The 23192-nt window shown below is 45.7% G+C and carries 14 protein-coding genes; 5 read left to right on the top strand and 9 right to left on the bottom strand.

The window, feature by feature from the left end; genetic code table 11:
- Positions 1-65 precede the first annotated feature (65 nt).
- From D1Z90_RS08180 to D1Z90_RS08190, 3 genes are read left to right on the top strand one after another with little or no spacing between them, the layout of a single operon-like run.
- Positions 66-1040, top strand: coding sequence for an ABC transporter substrate-binding protein (locus D1Z90_RS08180; protein WP_119910270.1), 975 nt, complete (start codon positions 66-68; stop codon positions 1038-1040).
- The gene (locus D1Z90_RS08185; RefSeq protein ID WP_119910271.1) at positions 1033-3534 is read left to right on the top strand and encodes an EAL domain-containing protein; all 2502 of its coding nucleotides are present in this window, start codon (positions 1033-1035) and stop codon (positions 3532-3534) included. The genes D1Z90_RS08180 and D1Z90_RS08185 overlap by 8 nt, the downstream gene beginning before the upstream one ends.
- Positions 3535-3589: 55 nt before the next feature.
- On the top strand, positions 3590-4915 hold the full coding sequence (locus tag D1Z90_RS08190) for a right-handed parallel beta-helix repeat-containing protein (protein ID WP_119910272.1): 1326 nt from the start codon (positions 3590-3592) through the stop codon (positions 4913-4915).
- A gap of 124 nt (positions 4916-5039) precedes the next feature.
- On the opposite strand, the gene lpdA is transcribed toward D1Z90_RS08190, so the two are convergent.
- Positions 5040-7175, bottom strand: a complete 2136-nt coding sequence (gene lpdA, locus D1Z90_RS08195) for a dihydrolipoyl dehydrogenase (RefSeq protein WP_119910273.1) — start codon at positions 7173-7175, stop codon at positions 5040-5042.
- Positions 7168-7731 (bottom strand): carboxymuconolactone decarboxylase family protein, encoded by a 564-nt coding sequence (locus D1Z90_RS08200; protein ID WP_119910274.1) that lies wholly within the window; start codon positions 7729-7731, stop codon positions 7168-7170. The genes lpdA and D1Z90_RS08200 overlap by 8 nt, the downstream gene beginning before the upstream one ends.
- A 278-nt stretch (positions 7732-8009) precedes the next feature.
- On the opposite strand from D1Z90_RS08200, the gene tamA reads away from it, so the two are divergent.
- Positions 8010-9740 carry an autotransporter assembly complex protein TamA gene (gene tamA / locus D1Z90_RS08205; RefSeq protein WP_147378743.1) on the top strand — a complete coding sequence of 577 codons (1731 nt, stop codon included), beginning with the start codon at positions 8010-8012 and terminating at the stop codon, positions 9738-9740.
- A complete protein-coding gene (gene tamB / locus D1Z90_RS08210) occupies positions 9737-13468 on the top strand; it encodes an autotransporter assembly complex protein TamB (RefSeq protein ID WP_119910276.1) in 3732 nt (1243 codons plus the stop codon). The genes tamA and tamB overlap by 4 nt, the downstream gene beginning before the upstream one ends.
- Before the next feature lie 51 nt (positions 13469-13519).
- Here the strand turns inward: tamB and ggt are convergent, their stop codons facing one another.
- The 7 genes from ggt to D1Z90_RS08245 form a co-directional block, all read right to left on the bottom strand.
- Entirely contained in the window at positions 13520-15247 is a 1728-nt protein-coding gene (gene ggt / locus D1Z90_RS08215; RefSeq protein ID WP_119910311.1) for a gamma-glutamyltransferase, read from the bottom strand.
- Between the two features lie 189 nt (positions 15248-15436).
- Positions 15437-17446 (bottom strand): beta-N-acetylhexosaminidase, encoded by a 2010-nt coding sequence (locus D1Z90_RS08220; RefSeq protein WP_119910277.1) that lies wholly within the window; start codon positions 17444-17446, stop codon positions 15437-15439.
- 27 nt (positions 17447-17473) lie between these two features.
- Entirely contained in the window at positions 17474-19180 is a 1707-nt protein-coding gene (locus D1Z90_RS08225) for a glycoside hydrolase family 9 protein (RefSeq protein WP_119910278.1), read from the bottom strand.
- 17 nt (positions 19181-19197) lie between these two features.
- Positions 19198-20178 carry an ABC transporter ATP-binding protein gene (locus D1Z90_RS08230; RefSeq protein ID WP_119910279.1) on the bottom strand — a complete coding sequence of 327 codons (981 nt, stop codon included), beginning with the start codon at positions 20176-20178 and terminating at the stop codon, positions 19198-19200.
- Between the two features lie 19 nt (positions 20179-20197).
- Entirely contained in the window at positions 20198-21214 is a 1017-nt protein-coding gene (locus D1Z90_RS08235; RefSeq protein WP_119910280.1) for an ABC transporter ATP-binding protein, read from the bottom strand.
- Positions 21211-22137: an ABC transporter permease gene (locus D1Z90_RS08240; protein WP_119910281.1), complete on the bottom strand. Its 927-nt coding sequence runs from the start codon at positions 22135-22137 to the stop codon at positions 21211-21213. The genes D1Z90_RS08235 and D1Z90_RS08240 overlap by 4 nt, the downstream gene beginning before the upstream one ends.
- Before the next feature lie 2 nt (positions 22138-22139).
- Entirely contained in the window at positions 22140-23120 is a 981-nt protein-coding gene (locus D1Z90_RS08245; RefSeq protein WP_119910282.1) for an ABC transporter permease, read from the bottom strand.
- Positions 23121-23192 lie beyond the last annotated feature (72 nt).

Raw genomic sequence — 23192 nt, forward strand, 5'->3', positions numbered from 1 at the left:
TTTTTCACTGCTGTCTGGCAAAATATGTAAAAAAAAAATAATGACAGCAGGGAAAGCTGTTTACTATGCATCGAAAATCGCTCCGTCTTGCACAATCCCTCTTTATCCTATCTATTAGCTTGCTGACAGGCTGCTCTCCTGTATCTGAAACTTTACGAGTGGGCGCAGCGCCATGGCCAGGTTTTGAACCTATGTTCTTGGCTCGTGAAATGGAGTATTTGGTTGGAAAAGATATTGCGCTTTACGAGATGACGTCTGCCAGTCACGTTGCTCACAGCTTTGAAGCGGGTAAACTTGATGTGGCTTTTCTTTCCCTTGATGAAGCATTAACGTTAGTAACACGTGGAGTGCCACTCAAAGTAGTGGCGATTGTGGATGAGTCCGTTGGCGGTGACGCGATTATTGGTTTGCCTGGTGTTACTAAGCTTCGGCATCTAAAAGGCAAACGCATTGGCTATGAGAACAACGCGGCAGGCTCTTTATTGTTAGCTGAAGCCCTCAGTCAAGCGCGCATTGCCGCTCATGACGTTGAGCTAGTTGAAGTTAAACTTGATGAGCAAAGGCAAGAATTTCACCGCTCGCAAATTGATGCTTTGATCACCAGCGAACCTGTGAAGCAGCAGTTGCTCGCCCTTGGTGGTGTGACCTTGTTCGACAGTAGTCGATTACCCGGTCGTATCGTTAATTTAGTCGTCGCCTCAGATCGCGCTGTCAAACGTCAAGAAGAAGCCTTGGTTGACCTGCTAAAGAGCTATTACAAGGCGCGTAAATTCCAAAAAGGGCGTCCGCAAAAAGCGACACAGTTAATGGCAATGCGTTTACAGCTCTATACCAGTGAGATGGAAAGCAGTTTACAGGGGGTTAAATTCATTGGTCAGGTCGAGTCGATGATGCGCTTAACTGGTGATAAAACTTCAGCTTTAAACTTACAAGCCCAAGAGTTGGCCGATTTAATGGTCTATCGGGGAATGCTTGACCAGGCGCCAAATTTGGACAATTTTGTATGTAGCCAAGTACTTGAAAAGGTGATTTATGAATAGTATTCGCCAATGGTCACTGGCTTCTGTTATCCCTGCACTCTTGTTTACCTTTTTCTTTTTGCTACAAGCCATTTTTATCAGTCTAGATTACGGCAATGACAAAGCTCGCCTGCTACAAGATAGCCGCCTTGAGGTTTTGGGTAAGGTCAATCGCTTACAGCAAAGTTTGTCGGATGCTTTGATGCGCCACGATAATGCGGTGGCGGAGCGAGAACTGACTCTGGCTGCACTTGATATCAATGTGCAAGACTTATTGGTTTTGGATGAAAACGCCGAAGTGTTGCTAGCCAATAAAATGAGTTGGAAGTATATGTTTGCCAGCTCAGTAGTCGAACCGTTTGAGTGGGACAGTTTCTATCAAGCTCGAGACAAGAACCGATTGGCTTATCATTATGACGAGACGAAAGAGCAGATCAGGGTATACGCCCCGCTGCAATTAGCCCGCAAAGATCATAGTTTAAAGCGTAACAACACCGGCTCAATCTATTTCAGCTACTCGTTAGCTAAGCCATTTGAAAATTTGTTCATTAATACGGTGAAGAAATCGGTTAAAACTACATTAGTAGTATTGCTTGCGATGGTTATTTTGACTTTGTTAATGCTCAAAATGATCATTCACCCACTTAATCGTTTAGTGAAGTCGGCGCATAAATTTGAAGCCGATGGTGAGTTTCACTATCATCGCCACGGCCAAGGTGAAATTGGGTTATTACAAAGCGCTTTTGCTGAAATGTCTCATAAGATGCAAGTCAACTTCCAGCAGTTAAGGGAAAGTGAGCAACGCTGGCACTATGCGCTAAGCGGTGCCAGAGACGGTGTGTGGGACTGGAATATTGAAACCGGTAAGGTATTCTTCTCGCCGCGCTGGAAAGAGATGTTGGGCTACTCAGAAGACGAAATTGGTACGGATATTGAAGAGCTAGAATATCGTATTCACCCTGAAGAATTAGAGGCTGCATTTGGTGCCCTGAATTATCACCTGCAAGGCAAAACGCCGTTTTATGAGCATATTCACCAACTGCGTTGTAAAGATGGTACTTATTGTTGGGTGCTTGACCGCGGCAAAGTGATTGAATGGGCTGAAAATGGTCAACCATCTCGGATTATTGCCACTCACACCGACATTACAGAGTACCGTGAAGCTCAAGAGACCGTTGCCTTTCAAGCTTTTCATGATGAAATCACCCAGTTACCAAACCGCCGCAAATTACTGGAGACGATGTCACTTGAATTACAGCGCGCTAAACAATCAAAACAATTTGGTGGCTTGTTGTTTGTTGATCTAGACAAATTTAAGCAGGTTAATGATATTCATGGTCATGGCGCAGGCGACTTATTGCTGAAGATGGTAGGCAATCGCCTCAAGCAGACCATCGCCTCGATTGATTTTATTGCGCGTTTATCGGGTGATGAATTTGCCATCATTTTGCCGCAATTAAGCAGTCGTCGTGACAAAGCGGCCGAGAAAGCGATGAACTTTGCACAAGAGGTAAGCCAACGCATTTCCTCACCCTTTGTTTTGCAAGGGCAGAGAATCAACCTAACTTGTACTACTGGCATCAGTTTGTTTCCTGAAGACGGTTTATTACCCACTGAGTTACTTCGCCAAGCAGACATTGCTATGTTCCACGGTAAAGATGATGGCCGTGAAGCGATCCATTTTTTCTCTGATGAGATGGAAAGTAAGGTCCAACGGAATCACAGCCTACAACAGATGTTGCGACTGGCATTAGAGCAAGATGAAATGAAAATGTTCTTGCAACCTAAAGTCGACAATAAGGGGAATATGGTAGGTTGCGAAGCATTACTGCGCTGGCAGCAACCGCAACGTGGTTGGATTTCTCCTGAAGAGTTTGTACCCGCAGCAGAAGATTCAGGCCTTATTTTAGAGCTAGGCCAATGGGTGCTTGAGCAATCTTGCTCGGTTCTGCAGCAGTGGCAGAAAAGTGGTTTAAACGACAGGTTCTCTACTTTGTCAGTGAATGTTAGTCCTAAGCAATTTCAGCAACGTAACTTTGTGGCTGACGTTAAAGCGCTGGTGGCGAAATACCAAGTACAACCAGGGCTCCTAGAGCTTGAGATAACAGAGTCAATATTGGTGACACAGTTAGAACAAGCCGTTGAGAAAATAAAAGAGCTAAGAGCTATTGGCATCCGTTTTGCGATAGACGACTTTGGCACCGGCTATTCGTCTATGTCTTACCTCAGCACTTTACCAATAACAGCTTTGAAGATTGACCGCTCTTTTGTGGAGAATTTAGAAACGGAGGTCAGCCAGCAAGCGATTGTATCTGCCATTATTGCGATGGCCGATCATCTTGATCTTGATGTAATAGCTGAAGGTGTCGAAAATGTAGCCCAGCTAAGCTACCTAAAAAGTAAAGGGTGTCATTTATTTCAGGGGTACTTGTTTGGAAAAGCGTTATCAATAGAAGAGTTCAGTCAGCAACTATTTACTTCGGTAGGCCAGCCCTGCAAAGTAAAGCCGATATAATGTTTCTGGTTTAACACGTTATTTATTTTTTGCTTTGAAAAAAAAGGTGAAGCCCTTGAGGTTGTTAGTTATTTTATGCCTTTACTGCAGCTCCGCTGTCGCTCTGGAGCACAGAAAGTCGCTGTACCCGATCATTCCGCAGCAAGATTTCTCCGGTTATCTTCAAAAAGTCATTGAGCAAGCGGCAGAGAACACCAATATCTATATCGCCGAGGGTACTTACACTACCTGCAAAACGATCCGAATCAATAATGTTAAAAATATTAGTTTAATTGGCTTAGGAGAGGTTGTTTTCGAAAAGTGTGATAAGGACTACAAAAACGCTAACTATACCTTATTAAAAGCGGTAGGCGTAAAGGGTTTCGTTATTGATAATATTGAGTTCAAAGGCGGCATGAAAAGGCATGGTAAAGTTATCGATGTTAGAAGCTTTAAAAAAGGCGACTACCATTGGGATAATTTTGGAGTGCACTTTCTTGGCGCTGAAGACCTTACAATTAAAAATAGTCGATTTTTAAACTTTGGTAATACTGCACTTTTAATTACTTCGGATCATAATGCCGTGATCCCTAATTCTGAGCATAGCAAGCTTTCTCTAGCAGAGGTATTAGTTACCGAGAATAGAGTTAACTCGAGAAATGTGATTGTTTCAAATAACCTATTCAAAAATTCTTATCAAGTCTCGACGACAAATGGTTGGGGCAAAGGTGCTAAGGCTGTAGGTGGGGTGGAAGACATAACTTTCATTAATAATACCTTTGAGAATTTGAGGGGATGCTTAAAATTAGCTTCAAGGGTCCAGGTGAAGGGCGCGAGGTTACAGGGAAATAAGTTTAAGGCCTGCTCAGGAATACAAATTGTGAGTTATTCAGATGTATCTATATTGGATAATCAGTTTGAGGATATTGATGGTTGGGTGCTCAGTGCATACCCTAATATGGCAAATGTAAATAAGAGCAAGGGTAATCAAAATAAAATCGTCCCTTACCCTATTGGGTGGGGTAACATTTCCTTTTCAAACAATGAAGTAAATAGTGCTAAAGGTGGGGTAAGATTTCAAGCCAGTTTTGCAGGCGAACAAAAAGCGAGAGATTTCGTTTCTGGTATTGAAATAAAAGGAAACACTTTTAATAAAGTGGATATGTCCATTTACGAGCTTAAAAAACGAAAGCAGCATGGTTATATCATTGTGTTATCTCCAGGTGATTATTCTACCCGCAAAAATAAAGTGGTATTTAAGGACGTCACGGTTAGTAACAACTGTTTTTCTTTGCACAAGGATGTCAAAGGTTTAGTTAATGTTAGGAAGTTAGCTAAAATTGACGCATCCCTCCATGCTGATAACATATCTAGCCCCTCTATTTGTCGTCACACAAAGTAACTTTGGCTGTAGTAGGCTATCAATCGAAAATCGATGCTTTGTAGCTGTATTACTGCTTCGCATGCCACTTTACTATTAAAGTGGCAAAATATCTGGTTCGTCGCAGTTAGGCGCTGATGTAGAGTCAGCTTCTTGTATAGTTGAAGTATCTCTTCAGTATATTTAATATTCGCTCAGGCTTTTGTCCTTGTTTCCAAAGACCTGCAGCGTATTTATTGGCTTCTAACATGGTTGGATAGGCGTGAACCGTGGCCAATATTTTGTTTAAGCCTAAGCCGTGTTTCATTGCTAAAACAAATTCGCCAATGATTTCTCCTGCGTTATGTCCGACAATCGTCACCCCTAATATTTTGTCTTTTCCTGGCACAGTGAGGACTTTGACAAAGCCTTGTGTAGCCCCGTCGGCGATAGCTCTGTCTAAGTCGCTCAAGTCGTATTGTGTCACTTGGTAGGGGGTGTTGCGTTGTTTGGCTTCTTGCTCATTCAGGCCGACGCGTGCAACTTGTGGCTCACAATATGTGACCGCCGGAATGACGTCATAATTGGCTTTAAATTGTTTTAAACGGCCAAACAGAGCATTGACGCTCGCGTACCAGGCTTGATGCGATGCAAAGTGAGTAAATTGCATCGGGCCGGCTACATCACCCACTGCGTACATGTTGTCGTATTGAGTGCGCAGATAATCGTCAACTTTGATCGTGCCATTGTCGTTAAGGGTAATGCCCAGTTCCTCTAGACCAAAGCCGCGGGTATTAGCCTTGCGACCTACCGCGATCAATACTTGGTCAAACAAGATCGTTTGTGATTTATCGCCTTGGCTAACGTTTAATTGTGGTTGCCCTTGCTGAACACTGAACGCATCGGCGCTCGCATTAAGCAATAGTTCACAACCGTCTTGTTGCAATTGCGTAGCTAATAACTGTGCGGTTTCACTGTCCTCTCGGGGGAGTACTTGCTTTGCCATATCGACAATGATGACTTTACTGCCAAAACGAGCGAAGCACTGTGCGAGTTCACAACCAATAGGGCCTGCCCCCAATACCAATAATCGCTTGGGTAAGGTTTGTAACTGCCAGATGGTATCTGAAGTGAGGTAATCAATGTTATTGATCCCCGAAATATTTGGCACAAAAGGCTTAGCGCCTGTAGCAATAATGATATTTTGTGTGGTGAAGGTATGCTCACCAACCTTCACCCGGTAAGGGTCGACAATATGAGCTCGGCCGGTTTTACACTCAACCCCTAATCCTTCATAGCGTTCAATTGAGTCGTGGGGTTCAATTTTACTGATCACTTGCTTCACTCTGGCCATGACTTCGGCAAAGTCGAGCTGTGCTTGCACGTGTTTTATACCGTATTTTTCGGCTTGTTGGCACTGGGTATACACATGGGCTGACTTTAATAATGCTTTTGAGGGGACACAGCCTGTGTTTAAGCAATCACCGCCCATTTTGTGTTGTTCGATAATGGCCACTTTCGCTTTTACGGTGGCGGCTATATAGCTACTCACTAGGCCACCGGCACCGGCGCCAATCACCATCATGTTGTAGTCAAACTTAGTCGGCTTGTTAAAGCGCTTAGCCTGTTGCCAGCGATTAACTTGTTTACTGATAAACTGGGTGACGTAGGGTAAAAGAGCCAGCAACGCGAAAGCTATCAGTAGCGATGGTGAGGTAAGATCCGATAAGCTTTGGATTTTTGCCAGCTCAGTGCCCGCGTTCACGTACACTAAAGTGCCCGGCAGCATGCCTATTTGGCTTACCCAGTAAAAGGTGCGCAGCCGAATATCACTTAAGCCCATTAATAGGTTAATTAAAAAAAACGGAAAGATAGGCACTAACCTAAGACTAAAAAGGTATTTGGCTCCGTTTTCTGTCATCCCCTGTTGGACACCGGATAACTTATGCTGCCAGCGTTTAAGTACTGCATCTTTAAACACATAACGAGAAAATAGAAAAGCGCAACTAGCCCCTAAGGTACTGGCAAACGAGGCGATGACCAGCCCCCAAAATAACCCAAACAAGGCGCCCGCGAGCAGAGTTAATAGCGCCGCCCCCGGAAAAGAAAGCGCTGTGCTGACTAAGTAGATAACAAAAAACACCAACAAGTAGCGCCAAAAGTGAGTACTGACTTGCTGTTGCCAGTGAGCTTGTTGGCTTTGTAAGTATGACAAGCTTAAGTACTGGTCTAATTCAAAGGCAAAAAAAGCAATGAATAACACCAAAAAGCTGACCAATAGGGTGATTTTTTTACTATCCATCTTGTTGACTCCCTGTCGGTAAATGGCAAAAACCCTGTGAAGGCACATCTAATGCAGCGTTAAACTTTGCCGACATATTTTGAAACGCGATAAGGCCGGTGAGCTCAACCAGTTCATCATCGTTAAACCAAGCTTTTAAATCTTTGGTGTGCTGATCGGTGACCCCTTGCTGAGTGTCTGTCATGGCTTCTGTATAGGCCAAAACCGCTCGCTCAATATCGTCAAATAAATCACTGTGACGCCAGTTATGCAAGGCTAACACCTTGTCTTCTGAACCTGCCCGTTTCGCCAGCGTCATGCTGTTGATATCGACGCAAAAGTGACAAGCGTTGATCTGCGATACTTTGACTGTGACCAGAGAGCGAATGACCGGTGTGATGGGGGAGCGGCGTCGATTGATGACGCCATACAGGCAGGCCACAGCAGCAAATAATTTAGGGCTTCGACCCCACAGCATGCCAGGAATGAGTACCTGACCATAGTTCTTTTTTTGGGTGGCGAAGAAGGGCTTTAACCAAAAAGGGTATTGTTTGAGGGGTTTTACGTTTACTCTCATCTGCGGCTTACCTGTATTGTTGTTATTGATGTGACCGGGGCGGTTATGAGTTTATTGCAAAATTAATGCAGCGAGTGAAAATAAATTCCTAATTTACAAGCATTCAGCTTAGCCTCATAGTGTATTATTATGAATCTAAGGGCACGTTTTTGCGTTGCTTTATCGTCGTCTGCTTTCGTATGTTTCTAATAGTACGACGGTCGAAAGTAATCTAATCAATATTTTTACACATGCCTTCTTATTTTGATGTGTAGTGCAATGTTCAATAGGGTTTGAATTTGTTTCTCGTTCGTTTATTGGTGTGTTTGTGCGTGCTTTTTAGCGCATTTGCCAATGCCAAAGTCAGCTTTGAAGTAACCGGTGTAAAAAGTGAAGTTGAAGATAATATTTTAGCTTACCTAGAGTCTATCGCGGCGCCTAAATCAGGGGCCAAAAATCTTGGCCCTTACCAAGATAGCTTGACGGAAGAAGCATACAAAAGTTTGAAAGCTCTAGGGTATTACAACAGTACCGTCTCTCTCGACGTCAGCGAAAATCCCGATAAGAAAAAGCAACTCAAGGTCAAGGTGAAAGTTGTGCTTGGACCACCGGTCAAAGTCACGGAGCTCGATTTAAAGTTACTCGGTGAGGCACGTCATGATGAAACCTTCTTAGAGTTTGTCAATAAGTTACCGCTCAAAGAAGGCATGAACTTGAATCATGGTACTTATAGTAGCGCCAAATCCAGCGTGGTCAGTCAAGCTTTGCAACGCGGTTATTTTAACGGCAAGTACCAAACAGCTAAAGTAGAGGTAAAAGCTAAACAAAATACCGCCAAGATCACGCTTCACTTTGATTCGGGCATTCGTTATCGATTTGGTCAAGTGGAATTTGTATTAGACTCGCCAGCAGAAGCTCTGAGTCGTGAAATGGTCCCATTTGAACAGGGTGACTATTACCATGGCAATATTATCTCCCAATACAGTTTAGATCTGAGTGATACCAACTATTTTGACAGCGTATTGGTTCGGCCCAATATTGAAAAGGCGGTGGGCAATCAGGTACCTATCGAAGTCAGCATTGATTTAAAACCCAAGAACACCTACGAGGTGGGAGCGGGGGTGACAACCGATGCTGGGCCGCGAGTGAAATTTAAATGGACGCGGCCTTGGGTCAACCAGCATGGCCACAGTTTGGGGACGGAATTAGAGTTAAGTGAACCCAAGCAGATTATCTCTGCGTTCTATAAGGTACCTGTGGATGATCCTAACGACAGTTATTTCAATTTTCAAACTGGTTACCAGCGCCTTGACGAGAATGACACTGACAGTAAAAAATACACCCTGACTGTCAGGCGCTTTTGGCGTACACCCGGTAATTGGGAGCGAACTGCTTTTTTAAAATATGATATTGAGGACAGTATTCAAGGTAGCCAAGCGCTTAAAACCAATCTAATTATCCCTGGTATAAGTTATGTTAGAACGCGAGTAAGGGGGGGCATTAATGCCTATTGGGGCGACAAACAGTTAATGTCGGTAGAGCTTTCTAACAAAATTTGGACTTCAGATGAAGACATCATCAGGCTACACGGCCAAACCAAGTGGCTGCGCACTTTTAACCAAACCCATAGGTTGTTAACCCGGCTTGAGCTTGGTTTTATTCAGGCCGACTCTATCTATAATGTGCCGTCGTCGATGCGTTTTTTCGCAGGGGGAGACCAGTCTATCCGGGGTTACGACTATAAAAGTATCGCGCCTAAGGACGAAGCCGGTAAATTGATTGGTGGGCGCTACCTTGGCGTTGGTAGCGTTGAATACAGTTATCCGATTTTGGAGAAATGGCGCGGCGCGGCGTTTGTTGATTTTGGCAATGCCACCAATGACTTTGACGAAGAGTTAAAAGTGGGAGCGGGTATTGGTGTTGCTTGGTCATCACCCGTGGGGCCGTTGAAAATGTTTCTCGGGGTGCCAGTTAACGATGATGAAGAAGACGGCGTTAAGTTTCACTTCTTAATGGGGCCGGAATTATGATGTGGCTCAGGCGTATATTCTTAGCGGGTATTTTTTTCATCACAGTGATCATTGGTCTGCTGCTCAGTCATCAGGGCAATGCTTGGCTGCTTAAGCTGACAACTCGCTGGGTTCCTCAGTTACAAATAGAGCTATCCCAAGGCACCTTGCTGTTTGGCGCAGAAATTTCTCATTTAAGTTGGCAAGATGAGATGATCGAACTAGACATTGCGAATATTCGATACCGGATGGATTGGTCTTGCTTACCGCAAACTTTGTGTTTGACCGAGTTAGCCGCTGCGCAAGCAAATATTGCGTTACTCGCCTTGTCAACGGATAGTGATACGCCCTCCAATGATGCGGAAGCTTCCCTTGGCTCCATATCACTGCCCATCGCCTTAGAGGTAGGTAATATTGACCTTAAGCAGGTGAGCTATCGCCAGCCCGGCTTAGTGGTAGATTTAGAGCACTTTTTCACGCAATTGAAAGTCAATAATCAGCAAGGTGTTTGGGCCAACCCAAGTATCCATGGATTGACAGTTGCCATGCTGCCTGATCAACCCGCACAGGAGACAGAACCAGCGCATTCGCAGCATAATTCAAGCTCGGCGGCAGGAAAGGGGAACCTTACTGCCCAAGATAAGAGCCTTCTTTCCTTACCTGAAATACATTTGCCCATTGCCATTGAACTTGCCCCGGCCTCACTGAGCCAATTTGTGTTTACTCAAGATGCTACGCGTATCGACGTCACCAGTGTATTACTGCGTGCTAAAGCGCAAGATGCCAATATCAAGATTACGGAGTTAGATTTGGTCATGCCGCAAGCTAACGCGGCTATGTCGGCTAATGTAGAGATGCAAGATACTTGGCCAATGCAATTAGATGCCAGCGCCGAGGTCAAAGATTTTGCACCGGTGACGGGGCAAAAACTGACGCTAAATCTGCAAGGCGACCTGGACAAGCTTCATGCCGATGTGCATTTGAATCAACTTATTGAAGCTCAGCTTTCCGGGCACGTTGCGCCACTCAATTTGGACTTTCCTCATCAGCTTAAGCTGACGTGGCCAACATTACAGTGGCCGTTAACGGGGAAAGGTGATTATCGCTTAGCCGCCGGGGAAATGAGCAGTAAAGGCAGTCTAAAGCAATTTGCCGCCAGCGCGTTTTCCAAAGCCAATATCGATGGCGTGCCTGAGTTTGCTTTTGCGGCCGATGTGACCGGTAACTTATCTAAGATAAAAGTGAAGCGGTTACAGTTGGATACCTTACAAGGCAAAGCCCTCTTAAGCGGTGACTTAAGCCTAGGTGATAGCATTGCGTGGCAAGGCCAACTTGGCCTTGATAATATTCGCAGCGATGAATTGGCACCTGACTTTCCAGCCGATGTATCTGGAAATATAACGCATGAATTTAAGCTGGCGGGAGATAAGTGGGCGGTTAATGTGCCTGACCTTAAGTTAGATGGCAGCTTGATGAATGAGCCGCTGCATATTTCGGGGCAGTTTAGTACCAACCAAGATCTTGCTTTTGATATTCCCGGGGTAGATATCGTCAATGGTCTGAATCAAATACACGCCAAGGGCAAAGTAAGTCAACAAGCCAATTTACACGTTCGCATTGATGTACCCGATATCACCAAATCTTACCCCGACGGTAGGGGATCGATTAAAGGTGAAATCAAAGTGTCTGGTGCGCTGACTGCGCCTGAATTAGACATAAACTTATCGGCATTGGCATTAGGCTTTGCAGAGCTCTCGATTGCTCAAGCTAACGTTCAAGGTAAGGTCGTGGCTGCAGAGAAACCTTCGGGCAATATCTCCCTTGTCGCTGAGGATATTATGCAACCCGGATTCAACTTGACCAAGGTTGCACTCTCGCTTGATGGTGATGCGAATGCGCACCAAGCCGCATTGGCTATCGAAGGTACACCTGTTGCAGCCAATGTGGTTGTCAGTGGTAAGTTACAAAAAAATACCTGGCAAGGCAGCCTTAATCAGGCCTGGTTTAGTAGTATAGAGGGGCGCTGGCAATTAGCTGCGCCTGCGGCCATCACGGCCGACATAGATAAAGCGGCGTTAGATTTAGCTCAGCAATGTTGGCACTCGGACAACAGCCGTTTTTGTATTGAGCCAAGCCAAGTAGGCAGCAGTGGCCAAGCTAGCTTAAACCTTGAACGTTACTTACTGAACCGGGTGCAACCTTTTATGCCTGCACAAGCTGTGCTTAATGGCAGCATTAGTAGCCAGCTTGCGCTGAAATGGAGCCCTGACACTAAACCCACGGCGAAGCTAACGTTGGCAGCAGAAGATGCCGGCTTCACGTTTATTGAAGACAAGGGGACTGAACATGCGGTGCCAATTAAGCAGTTATCACTAGACGGTCAACTCGATCAAAGCAAAGCGAAGATTGACTTTAAATTAGACGCAGCAGCCCTAGGCCAAGCCGATGTCGCCCTGAGCGTTGCCCCTTATAGTGAGCAGCAAAACGTACAAGGTACTTTGCGTTATCAAGGCTTAGATCTGGCGGCATTGCATTATCTCGTGCCCGTGCTTGAGCGCCTAAAAGGCGCCCTGTCTTTAGACATGATGGTTTCAGGTCCGCTCCAGAAGCCTGCAATTCAAGGCCAGTTAGTTTTAACCGATGCTGAGTTAGGCGGAGGCAGTATGCCAATGATGCTGACAGGCCTACAAACTAAGCTGACTCTGGATGGTTATCAAGGTGCATTAAGTGGTGAGTTTTACAGTGGAAAAGGTAAAGCAGAGCTTGATGGCGAGTTTGATTGGCAAAAAGAGCTGGATGCGTGGCTTACTTTAAAGGGCGACAAGCTGGAAGTTGATTATTTATCACAAGTTAGGCTGAATGTAAGCCCGGATATTAAGTTAGCGGTTGCAGACAAAGCTGTCAGCTTAACTGGTCAAGTTGAGGTACCTTCTGGGCTGATTCATGTGACAAGTTTACCTGCCGGTGCGGTGAGCATGTCAGATGATATCGTGGTCGTTGATGATGAGGTTGCCCCTAAACAAACGTCCAATATGCCTATTATTATGGATTTAGCCATCAGGATTTTGGACCGGGTAGAGATCGACGCGTTCGGTCTTCGTACTCATTTACAAGGCTTGTTGGCGGTGAAGAAAAAAGTGGATGGCCCGGTTTTAACTAACGGTGAAATTCACTTAGTGGATGGTACCTACCGTGCCTTTGGCCAAAGTCTGGTTATTAACCGTGGCCAAATAATCTTTTCTGGCCCACCGGATAAACCCTTTTTGTCGGTAGATGCGATCCGTGACCCAGACTTAATTGAAGACGACGTGACCGCCGGTATAAAACTAGAAGGCCCAGTGTCAGAGCCAGAAGTGACTATTTACTCGCAACCGGCGATGGATCAGCAAAATGCCCTGTCTTATTTGTTACGAGGCCGTGGCATGGACTCTGATTCTGGCGATAACTCTATGGTCACCACCATGTTGATATCCATGGGGGTAGGTAGAACGGCAGGCACGATAAACCAAATCGGCGAAGCATTTGGTGTCAAAGACTTATCGGTCGATTCTTCAGGCTCGGGTGATAGCTCTAAATTGACCATCAGTGGCTACATTTTACCCGGAGTTCAGGTACGTTATGGCATTGGCCTATTTGATTCAGTGACCGACGTTGCTATTCGTTATGAGGTCTTGCCTAAGCTATATCTTGAGGCGGTCAGTGGGCTCAACAATGCATTTGATATCTACTACGAATTTGACTGGGAGTAGCTTCGCAAAAAAGCAAACAGCGGGTTATTTTATTACCCGCTGCTTATGCCATTAATCAAGCGTCGCCGCACTGCCTTCACGTCGAGTGTCGACACCTGAAATGATGCTGTTGCCGTCAATTATAAAGCCATGTAACCCACTATTAAGATCTTTTACGGTTACCTCATAGCCCATTGCTTTCAATGACGCTTCAAACTTAGTAGCGGCGGTGCCTGCTTCGAGCTCATAACTGCCAAAGCGATTAACCATATGTGGTAATTCAATGGCTTGTTGTAACGTCATGCCCCAATCAAGGTGCGCTATCAGTGTTGTCAGTACGTAATTAATGATACGGCTGCCACCAGGCGAGCCTATCACTAAGTAAGGCTGATTAGACTTAAAAACAATGGTCGGTGCCATGGACGAGCGCGGCCGCTTCCCCGGCGCAACTTTGTTTGCCACATCCAGGCCAGCTTGCTTGGGGGAAAAAGCAAAATCGGTTAACTGGTTATTAAGTAAAAAGCCGCCCACCATCAAGCGCGAGCCAAACACATTTTCTATGCTTGAGGTCATCGATACAAGATTTCCTGCTTGGTCTCGAATGGCGAAGTGTGTGGTAGAGGGTTGCTCAATGCTTACTTCTGCGCTCAGGTTAGCTTGCGGCATGGCCATATCAGGTTGGCCCGGAGGCATAGCCGCGCGCGCTTTACCGCCCGGTTGAAGCAGGTTTTGACGCTGGCGGATGTACTCTGGTGCCAACAAATTAAGGTTCGGCCCCTGATAAAAATCAGGATCAGCCATATATTTACCTCGGTCGGCAAACGCCAAACGAGAGGCCTCGCCAATTAACCGCCATGACTCGGGACTGTTTGGGCCCATTTCGGCAAGGTTGCTGTTCGCTAATAAAGCCAAACTTTGGTTGACGGTTAAACCACCTGACGAAGGCAGCCCCATGCCGCAGACTTTAACTTGACGGTAATCAGAACAAACAGGTGAGCGTAACTTGGCCTGGTACTCTTGCATGTCTTGCATCGAAAGGTAACCAGGGTTAGTAGTATGGCGAGACACTTTATCCACCATGGCTTTGGCCAGTGGGCCCTGATAAAACCCTGCGGTTCCTTGCTTGGCAATCAAAGTTAAGCTGTGAGCATAGGCCGGATTTTTAAGCGTTGCACCGGCCGCAACGGCGTTACCTTGATTATCGTAAAAGTAAGCCTTGGCCGCTTCATCTTGGCTGAGGCGCGCAGCGTCTTTGGTTAATAACGTGTGTAGCCGAGGAGAAACAACAAACCCTTTCTGCGCCAATTCAATTGCGGGCTGAAACAGTGTTTGCCAAGGGAGCTTGCCATGTTGCTGATGGCTTTTCGCCATCAATGCAATGACGCCGGGCACGCCGACTGAGCGTCCGCCGACCACGGCTTCAAAGAAGGGTAATGGTTTGCCATCTTTATCGATAAATATATTATCTGGGATATTACTGGGCGCAGTCTCGCGGCCGTCATACGATAACAGCTGTTGTTTGTGCTGATCAAAGTAGAGCATAAATGCGCCGCCGCCGATACCTGAAGACTGCGGCTCAACCAAGCCTAACACCAATTGGGCACTCACCATGGCGTCAACGGCACTGCCTCCTAGCTTGAGGATCGCTAACGCTGCGTTGGTAGCATGCGGGTTCGCGGTCACCACCATGGTGTGGCGTGCCGTGACCACTTGGCTTTGCTGGCGTGCTGTCGCTGACTCTGGCGTAAAGCTATCGGTTACTTGAGCGCTAGCCTGGGTTTTACTTGGCAATAAGCTCATTATTAGGACTGTGAGCAAGGTGCCAACGGATAGCTTAAATATGGATGAGCAGGGCCGATATAATAAAGGGTTTACTGCTGCGCGACGGACTGAAAATAAGCCAGTTTTTGTCATAAAAAATCTCTTAGCAAAAGTGATGTTTACAAGTTAGCCGCAAATAAAAAATCCGCCAGTAGGCGGACTTATTATTTATAGCGGACGGTATTGAATACCTTGCCAATCTAAATAGTCTTGCTGTAAATACAGCCTTTGTACAAAGCCTTGCCAGTTTTTGTTACTGCGGCCTGTCCAAGCATTTTCTGCTCCGGCCAAAAGGCGTGGAAAGACCATATAGTCTAACTGTTTATCAGTATTGATGAACTCGGTCCAAATGGCGTACTGCATACCTAAGATATTATCTTTGCCCGTGGCGGTTAATTCAGCATCAAATACATCGTATTCGTAACACTGTTGTAAATTAAGTGCACTGGCCCAAGTCGTGCCTGGCTCTGACTCTGAGTTGTCGTATGCCATATCTAGGTAAGTATAATGCGCTGGCGTCATGATCACCTTATATCCTTTATTGGCAGCGCTGATACCGTTTTGGGTGCCATTCCAGGCACAGATAATGGCGTCTTGGGCGAGTTTATCGCCGTCTAATGCTTCTTCCCAACCCAGCAAGGTTTTACCTTGTTGGCGCAGGTTATCTTGGACATGGCGTAATAAGTAACCCTGTAGTTCGCGAATGTCTTGATAGCCCTGGGCTTGCATCTTTTCCTGACAAGCAGGGGAGTCCTGCCATACACCTTTAGGCACTTCATCGGCGCCGACGTGTACATAAGGCCCAGGAAAAAGCGCACATACTTCTTGAATGACCGCATCGATAAACTGATAGGTACCTTCTAGCGCAGGGTTTAGTACGTTGTCATGATAAAACTGCACTGATAGGTAGTTCGAGGTATCAGCCGGTTCAATTAGCAACTCTGGTAATGCTTTTAATGCCGCTCGGCAGTGACCTGGAATATCAATTTCTGGAATAATCGTAATTTGCCTTTGCTGGGCGTAGCTGACAACGTCTTTGACGTCTTGCTGGCTGTAGTAGCCGCCGTAAGGTGCTGGGCCACTGCCAAATTGCGCTTCTATGGCTTGGTCATGGCCGCGAAACGCAGTCTGTTTGGTTAACTGTGGAAATGCCTTGATCTCTAACCGCCATGCTTCGTCATCGGTTAAATGCCAATGCAGGGTGTTAAATTTATAATAGGCAAGCTGATCGATCAGCTGCTTAATTTTTTCAACGCTACGAAAATGTCGCACGCAGTCAAGCATGAAACCGCGGTAAGTGAATCGAGGGTAATCATTGATCACCCCTTTTCTTTGGGCGGTTGAGCTGTTTAAGCATTGTGCCAAACTCGTCAGACCATAAGCAAAACCTTGCTCGCCAGAAGCAGAAATTACCACCACGTCATCGAGGCATAAGCGGTATGCTTCACAAGGCAAGCTGGGATCAAGCTGTAATCGAATATTCGCGCTTCGCGCGGAGGCTAAACTGACGTCATGCTGTTTGAGTTGAGCTGAAAATAGGGTCGCTAAATGGCCAAAGTCATTGTCATCAAATAGTAGCTGTTGCGGCAGCTTTAATGGCGTTTGATTGAGATTGATATCTGCAGGGCGAGGAATAATAGCAACATCAGACAAGTAATCGTTATTTCGCTCAGGCATCAGTAATGGATTGACGGCAATGCTGGGTAAGGTAAACGGCACTAACTCCAGCATAATAGGCTGCTCAATATTATCGGCGCTCAAGTAGCAACCTATTGGCATGTCTGTGACTTTTTTCATCGCCAGCTTTTCGCCGGTAAAGCCAAATGCCAAGGTTTGCTTTGCCTCTAAGGTTGCGCCAGTTTGCGACTGCAGTGCTAAGTAGCTGCCATCTTGACGAACAAATGTCGCGCCGTGACAACTGCTTGCGTTAATCAGTCCCACCAAGGAAAGGTGCAAACGCCAGTTATGCAGTGGTTGTTCAGAGTCATTGTACAGTTCAAAGCATATGTTGTAGGCACTATCAAGGTTGTTGAGTTCAGTGATTGTTAAGGTTAAGGCCATGGCTAATTCTCGAATAATGGGCTGCTTTATCGGTTTAACTGCTTTAAGTGTATCTAAGGAAATGCCGCTGTCGACCGAAACCAGTATGAAATGAGGCTGAAAACCACAAACAAGCAAATATACTTGCTTGTTTGTGGGAAGGGGTTACAGGCTGATAGCTAACATGTACCAAGCCGCGTGAGGGATCCATTGCTCACCCCAGCGCCAATTTTGCAAAAAGTCGTCTTTTTGCGCTTCTGGCACTAATGAAATATCCCGTTCATTATCAAAGCCAGAAGTAATGCCATTGCATATGCCACCCGGTGCACTTGGGTAACCGTCAACATACTCAGGGTTATTGTGGCCATGGCCGTATAGCATACAAGCATTGAATGGATTGAGGCCCAGTATCCAGTTGAGTTGTTGCTGAGCAAAATCGCGAGCTTGTTGAGCCAAAACGGGCTCTGTTGTCTGATAGGTGCAGGCGACCAATTTGGCTGCTGTGGCTAGTGAAGCCAAGCGGGCATTCTCACCTTGCCACCAATAACCTGATTCATTTTGTTGCGCCACAAAAAACGCCGTGCGATTTTCTGCTTCATCAACCGCTTTCACGTATTGACGGGCATAGCCAAAGGGGTTGGTGACTTCAGCCGTAATGTCGAGTTCAAACTGCATGGCTTGTTGTACACAAGCGTCAAGCTTCGCAATGCAAGCTTGGTCTGTTTCAATTTGACGATACTCTAGCAGGCTAATCATGGGCAAGCCGGCTTCTGCGGCATGGTAGTAAGGTCGGCTATGACCATCTTCAACTGCCCAGAAGTGAGAAACCTTGTCATCGCTGCTTTGTTTCGCTTGCAAAGCTTCAGACCAGCGTCTGGCTTCCGATAGGTAGTAAGTGTCTGTTGTCGCGCGGTATAGCTCGGTAGCAGCGAGTAGGGCACAATAGTTATCGATGATATTTTCTTTGCCGTTATCACAGTAGCGTTCATTGTGTTGACACAAATGCGCGTACGCGTGCTTAGCGCCTTCAAGGTACTGCGCCGGCGTGTATTCTCCCAATGGTGCCATTTGAGAGGCTGCTGCCAAAGCTGCGATACTGACACCACCGCCCTGTCGAAAGGCTGCTTGCCATTGGGCAGACTTAATACCTTCTTGGGTCGAGTAGGCACAAATATGACGATTGTTGACGTCCTTACTCCACTTGTCAAAGATGGTCATGTAGAAATAACCTTCCTCATCAAGTACTCGCATCAGAAAGTCAGCACCAAATAAGGCCTCGTCTAACAGGCGCTTATTGAGGTTTACTTTACGAATATCGTCGCTGCCTGTGAACTCGCGATGAACACGGCTCATGTTCCACACAACCATAGGAATTTGCTGTGGATTAAGGTAGTTAGCAACAGAAAGGTGGCTCAAGTATTTACTCATGTCGCCACTGGCGTCAAACCAGCCGCCGCGCACGTCAGCGAATTTATCCGTTTCACCCCAGAAAGGCAGGCGTTGGTCCGCTTTATCAAACTCACCAGAGCTGCGTTGACCTTTAAAGTAAAAAATATTGTCGGACAAGGTTTGGTGGATCAGTAACTCTTCAGCAATGCAAAAAGGGTGTGAGTGAATGGTCTCACCTTGATGTTCTAGGCTAAGGTAAAACTCACCTTGCTCATCAAATGCCGAAAAATCGATATGATAAAAGTACCAGTCGCTCCACTGGTCAACACTTCCTTGTGCCATAATGTTGGCCGAAAAACAAACAGTTTTATCCTGGCATGAAACCAAAGAAGCCGGGCTCAAATTGAGCCCGGCTTTTGCTTTGATAACTGCCACTTTGTTTGCACCAACTTGATAACCAATGTGGTTAGTCAACAGCTGCATGGCAGGATCCTTATTGTTTAGTCATGTAAAAAACAACGTACAAAGTGGTTTGGTGCCACTTCTTTAGGCTCTGGTAAAGCATCCGTACATTTGTCCATCGCTTGTAAACAACGACCTGCAAATGGGCAACCAATACTTTCAGGTGTCCATAGTGGTATTTCACCCTTACGGCCGCCTTCTAAGTTATCATGGATGCTTTTCTCTGGGTTTGGTACCGCAGACATAAGAAGCTGGGTGTAAGGGTGAGCCGGTTTTTGAAGTACTTCATCTACTTCACCCCATTCAACCAAGTGACCCACGTACATTACGCCAATATCTTCAGCCAAGTAGCGGGCTGTTGCGATATCGTGGGTAATGTACATCATAGAGATACCGTCATCTTTCATATCTTCCATTAGGTTAAGAACACCTAAACGAATAGATACATCAAGCATAGACGTCGGTTCATCCGCTAAGATAACTTCAGCTTCTACTGCTAAGTTACGAGCAATGTTAACACGCTGACGTTGACCACCTGAAAGCTGATGTGGGAATTTTTCAGCTGTCTCTTTTGCAGGGGTTAGACCTACACGCTCCAGCAGAGAGTAAATACGTTCTGGCAATTCCGCTTTATTGGTTACTTTTTTGTGTAACAGCAAAGGGCGTGCCAAGTGATGGAAAATAGTGTGCGTAGGGTTCAAAGATCCAAACGGGTCTTGGAAGATCATTTGCACACTTTCACGGTATTCCATCAACTCTTGTTTTTGAGTGAAATCATCGATATCACGGCCATGGTACTGGACGATACCTTGAGTACGGCTGTACATTTTAGCGATGATTTTTGCGCTAGTTGATTTACCTGAACCAGACTCACCTACAATGGCTAGTGCACGACCTTTGTATAATGTGAAAGACACATCATTAAGGGCACGCATGTAGTTTTTCTTAAGTGAGTTAGCATTGATTGGAAAATCTTTAACTAGATTTTTAACTTCAATTATTGGATTATTTTTGCTCATATTGCTTCTCTCAATGCTCTTAAGCTTGGACCGGTTTTGGCTCTAACGATTTAACATCGATCATGCCATCATTGTGCAAGTGACAAGAAGAAAACTCGCCAGGCGCAATTTCAGTCAGGGTACAGTACTCTTGACGACATACGTCTTTCACGTATGGACAACGTGCTTGGAAACGACAACCTACTGGCACTTCAAACAGGTTCAATGGTGTACCTGGAATACCAACAAGGCGTTTCTTTTCGCCGTGAAGAGGAGGGAAAGCGTTACCTAACCCTTCCGTGTACGGATGGTTAGGGCGAGTCAAAATATTTTTCGCTGGTGAAACTTCTGCTAGCTCACCGGCATACATGATGCCGATACGGTCACAGAACTCTACCATTAGACTGATATCGTGGGTGATAAACAGAATAGAGAAACCAAACTCTTCTTTAAGTTGATATATCTTCTGTAGAATTTCACGCTGAACCACTACATCTAGTGCTGTAGTCGGTTCATCCATGATGATCAGTTTAGCGTTAAGTGCAAGGGCAATAGCAATAACTAAACGCTGACGCATGCCACCAGAGAACTGGTGCGGGTAGTCAGTTAGACGGCTAGGGTGGATGTCCACGATTTCGAGTAGCTGTCCAGCGCGTTTAACACACTCTTGACGGGTCATGTCTGTGTGCGCAAGCAGTACGTCACAGAACTGCTCTTCCATAGTTAGAACAGGGTTTAAGCTGTTCATCGCACTTTGGAATACCATTGCTGATTCTTTCCAGCGGTATTGGCGTAGCTGCTCATCGTCAAATTCTAAGATGTCTTTGCCGTTGAAAACAATTTCGCCGCCAGAGATAAATGCAGGTGGCTTATGTAAGCGACATACAGAGAAAGCCACGGTGGATTTACCACAACCAGACTCACCCGCAAGACCAAATACTTCACCTTTACCAATATCAAAAGAGATAGAGTTTACCGCACGCACGTCACCGTTACTGGTAATGTAATCAACGCAGAGGTTGCGTACAGATAGTTGAACTTCTTTTTTCTGACTCATGACGCAGCCCCTTGAACTTTACCTTGTTGCTCTTGTAGTGCTTCAGCTTCTTTTTCAGCTGTGATTTGCTTCCAACGCTTCAAACCAACGTGTGAACGTAGTTGAGGGTTAGCAATTTCATCAACTGCGAAGTTAAGGAGTGCAAGACCAGCACCAACACAAGCGATTACTACGATTGGGGAGAATACTTCCCACCACGCGCCGATGTTGATTGCAGAAGTATTCTGCATATTGTACAGCTGTGTGCCCCAAGTTACCGCTGTTGGGTCACCAAGGCCAAGGAACTCAAGTGTTGCTTGAGTCATGATTGCGTAAATAACAGAACCAATGAAGCTAGCACCGATGATAGAAATCAAGTTAGGTAAGATTTCAATCACGATGATACGCCAAGATGGCTCACCCAGTACTTGGGCTGCTACTACGAATTCTTTTTCACGAACAGCGAGGGTTTGTGAACGTACAACACGTGCGCCCCAAGCCCAGGAGGTTAAACCTATTATGAGCGCGATGACCATGGGACTCGCTTGCCCGATAAACGCTGCCAAAACCATAAGGAGTGGGAGCTGAGGAATAACCAGCATGATGTTCATTAATGAACTTAAGATCTCATCAATTAGACCACCGAAGTAACCTGCTGTGATACCTACCGCAACGGCCATGGCAACAACAATGATACCCGCGCCGAAGCCTACTGCTAGCGATAAACGACCACCGTATAAGGTTTGTGCAAATACGTCACGACCCATACGTGTGGTACCTAACACGTGCTCTGCATCAGGTGCCATGTGTGGGCGACCAGTACGCTTTTTAGAGTCGTATTGAGTGATTAACGGCGCAAGTGCCGACGTTAAAATAAAGAAACCAACAATGATTAGACCCATTAGGGCTTTGTTGTTTCGAACTAATAATTTTAAGAAACCCATGATTATTTACCACCCTTACGAAGACGAGGATCCAAGAATACATACAGAACATCGGCCAAGAAGTTAAAGCTCAACATGAAGATAGTCATGATAAGTAACTGGCCTTGGATGACCTGGTAGTCACGGTTGATGATGGCATTGTATAAAACAGTACCTAGGCCTGGGTAGTTGAAGATAACTTCCACAACCATTGCACCACCTACCACGAAACCTAGCGCCATAGAAAGGGCGGTTACACTTGGTAGAATAGCGTTACGAGCACCGTAGTTAAGCATTACGCGGATATTAGAAAGACCCTTTGCTTTACCCATGGTGATGTAGTCTTCGCCTAGAAGGTTAATCATGTTATTACGCATTGGTACCAAGAAACCACCTAGCTGTACGATGAAGATACAGAAAATAGGGGCGATTGCATGGTGAAGTACGTCTTTAATAAATACCCAAGTGAACTCTGGTGTTGCACCCGCAGTGTATGCGTAGCTGATTGGAATGAGGTCCATGTTTACACCAAAGGTAAACAAGATAACAATACCAAATACTAACTGAGGCGTGGCCTGTAAGACGAGAGAGAGCGGAGACGCAATACTGTCAAATTTACCGCCGCGATACCATGCTGCCACAATACCCAGTGAAGCACCAAACGCGAAAGCCAGCAAAGTTGCTGTACCAGTTAGGAAAAGAGTCCAACCAAACGCCATACCAAGAATTTCGGTTACTGGAGTTGGGTAGAAATAAGTTGAAACGCCGAGTTCCCAGCTAAAGATTGACTTGAAGTAAATCCAGAACTGTTCGTAAACAGGGGCGTCAATGAAACCAAAGGTTTCACGTAAGTTAGCTACTTGTTGAGCATCTAACATGGCACCACCTGCAAGCATTGCGGTGATTGGGTCACCTGGCATTGCACGTGGAAGAATAAAGTTGATTACAACGGCTACCAAAAAGGCACCAAAGTAAAAGACGAGACGTCTTAATATAAATCCCATATCTCTACACCTATTGTTAACTTCATCTCGGTTCACTCTAACTGAAGCTCAGGTTGTACCAAAAAAGGGTAC

The organism is Motilimonas pumila (genome assembly GCF_003596335.1).
Taxonomy (GTDB): domain Bacteria; phylum Pseudomonadota; class Gammaproteobacteria; order Enterobacterales; family CBDFNC01; genus Motilimonas; species Motilimonas pumila.

Bases quoted from the DNA above. Each gene is read 5' to 3' on its own strand.
- D1Z90_RS08240 (WP_119910281.1), bottom strand. From the start codon at position 22,137: ATGGGTTTCTTAAAATTATTAGTTCGAAACAACAAAGCCCTAATGGGT.
- lpdA (WP_119910273.1), bottom strand. From the start codon at position 7,175: ATGGATAGTAAAAAAATCACCCTATTGGTCAGCTTTTTGGTGTTATTC.
- ggt (WP_119910311.1), bottom strand. From the start codon at position 15,247: ATGAGCTTATTGCCAAGTAAAACCCAGGCTAGCGCTCAAGTAACCGAT.
- D1Z90_RS08180 (WP_119910270.1), top strand. From the start codon at position 66: ATGCATCGAAAATCGCTCCGTCTTGCACAATCCCTCTTTATCCTATCT.
- D1Z90_RS08230 (WP_119910279.1), bottom strand. From the start codon at position 20,178: ATGAGCAAAAATAATCCAATAATTGAAGTTAAAAATCTAGTTAAAGAT.
- D1Z90_RS08235 (WP_119910280.1), bottom strand. From the start codon at position 21,214: ATGAGTCAGAAAAAAGAAGTTCAACTATCTGTACGCAACCTCTGCGTT.
- D1Z90_RS08245 (WP_119910282.1), bottom strand. From the start codon at position 23,120: ATGGGATTTATATTAAGACGTCTCGTCTTTTACTTTGGTGCCTTTTTG.
- D1Z90_RS08225 (WP_119910278.1), bottom strand. From the start codon at position 19,180: ATGCAGCTGTTGACTAACCACATTGGTTATCAAGTTGGTGCAAACAAA.
- D1Z90_RS08200 (WP_119910274.1), bottom strand. From the start codon at position 7,731: ATGAGAGTAAACGTAAAACCCCTCAAACAATACCCTTTTTGGTTAAAG.
- D1Z90_RS08185 (WP_119910271.1), top strand. From the start codon at position 1,033: ATGAATAGTATTCGCCAATGGTCACTGGCTTCTGTTATCCCTGCACTC.
- tamB (WP_119910276.1), top strand. From the start codon at position 9,737: ATGATGTGGCTCAGGCGTATATTCTTAGCGGGTATTTTTTTCATCACA.